Here is a 1,795-nt window from a genome sequence, read left to right as displayed (position 1 = left end):
ATCGTGATTCTGGATCCGAAATGGAGGGGTCCCGAGCGGTTCGTTATTGGTCCCGACACGAACCTGTCTATGCGTGACGCGCTCGGGTTCCTCGCGAGCACGTCGCTCAGTGCCGCTGCCGGCCGAGTGGTAGTTGTGAGGAAGGGAGCGAAGGAAGGCCTTTCAGAAGCTTTGACTGCGAAACCGCTCAAAAAGGTCACCGAGCTCCTCACCGTCGAGACGTCCTTCGGCGAGCCGCATTACCTGGAGATCACGAACAACGGCTATGCACTCGAAACGCTTAGAGTTTTCGCGACGAAAATGACAAACGACGCCCGCTACCAGTCAATCGGCTCTCTGCGTGTGGATGTCGCGGCGCCCGGGGCCGACTCTGTAGTTGTGAGCGCCCTCGAGCATGGCGAATCAATTCGTGTTTACTTCGATCGCGTCCCCGAGGGACAAGGGACAGGACGGATCCATCTCAGCGGTAGTTCATGGGCTCACACAGTCAGCGAGCATCGAGAAATTGAGCTGCCTAAGATCAACGCGGCCGACCCCACGGGCGAACGGGCGGGCACCGACGACGCCGAGTAGACCAGGCACAAAATTGGCGCCTAATCGACCCTTCCTGGTCTGTACCCACATAGGCGCGACGCCACAAGACGACAGACGAAAATCATGGTGCGGTGCGCTTGATGATCCCCCGGAGGGTTCCCTTTCAAACACGACGAGCCGGAGACGCCCATGTCGCGCGACGTCACATTCCGATCTACCCCTGTATCTGCCGATCCGTACACTGGTCACATGTCAGCCCGAGTTCGCCTCGCCCTGTCCCGAGACCTAGAGGCCCTCGAGAAGATCGAAAACATCGACGGTGTAATTGAGGGGCCCCACGGCCCCATACCCGTGCGCCGATACTTGCCGGCCAACGGCAGGACCCCGGCTTCGTCCGCGCCCATCGTATGGATCCATGGAGGTGGATTTTTCAGAGGCGGCCTCGACCAGCCGGAGTCTCATGACGTTGCTCGATCACTGGCGGCGGCGGGATTCAACGTCACTACCGTGGACTACCGCCTCGCAACTGTCGCAAGGCTGAGGCTGTCTCCGACTGGGTTTCGCAGGAGTGCGGCGGTTCACTTCCCGGTCCCGGTTGACGATGTCGTTGCCGTCGTGCACGCCGTTCAGCGGCAGGCTCCTCAGGGCGTGATTCTCGGCGGTGCCAGTGCAGGCGCGTGCCTCGCGGCTGGCGCAGTGCTTCGACTGGTGAACGACGGGGCGGCACCTCTCGCGGGTGCCTTTTTCGCCTATGGGTTCTTCCATGCCGCGCTGCCGAAACGGGAACGGAATTTGCGCCGCCGGCTTCGTGGCAAACGCCGTTTTGGTCACACGCCGATGCTTCTCAACCTGACGAATCTCCACTACGCGGGCACACGCAAAGCGATGTTGGAAGCACACGCATTTCCCGGGGGTCACGCCCTGCACAACTTCCCACCGACTTTGATGCTCGATGCGGATCGCGACTCCATGCGCGCGTCTGGTGGCCAGTTCGCCCGTGAGCTTGCCACGGCCGGGATCGCAGCGGACTACCACGCACTTCCCGAGACTTTCCACGGTTTCCTTAACCGTCCAAACGAGCCAGGTTTCGAGGCTGGTTTACGTCTGATCATCGATTGGGCCCGCGGCATACAGGCTAAGCAAGCCTGAGCCGCAGCAACGCGTACCAGTCGCCGCTAGTCCCGTAAGAGGTTCCCCTCTGACACGACCACAGAGTTTTGGGCAGTTGCGCGGATCAGCCCTGGATCTGTTGCAGTAACCG

Annotated in this window: 2 protein-coding genes; both read left to right on the top strand. The window is 61.1% G+C overall.

Annotated features, from left to right (window positions below; translation table 11 throughout):
• On the top strand, nucleotides 1-573 hold a 573-nt coding region (locus JF66_RS23975; RefSeq protein WP_197059530.1), incomplete at its 5' end, for a hypothetical protein.
• A 150-nt stretch (nucleotides 574-723) separates the two neighbouring features.
• Nucleotides 724-1,683, top strand: a complete 960-nt coding sequence (locus tag JF66_RS20540) for an alpha/beta hydrolase (RefSeq protein ID WP_369798085.1) — start codon at nucleotides 724-726, stop codon at nucleotides 1,681-1,683.
• Nucleotides 1,684-1,795 lie beyond the last annotated feature (112 nt).

The sequence above is a fragment of the Cryobacterium sp. MLB-32 genome (assembly GCF_000738085.1).
GTDB lineage: Bacteria > Actinomycetota > Actinomycetes > Actinomycetales > Microbacteriaceae > Cryobacterium.
The sequence above is the reverse complement of the archived record's forward strand: the minus strand, read 5'-3'. Positions and strand labels throughout refer to the sequence as shown.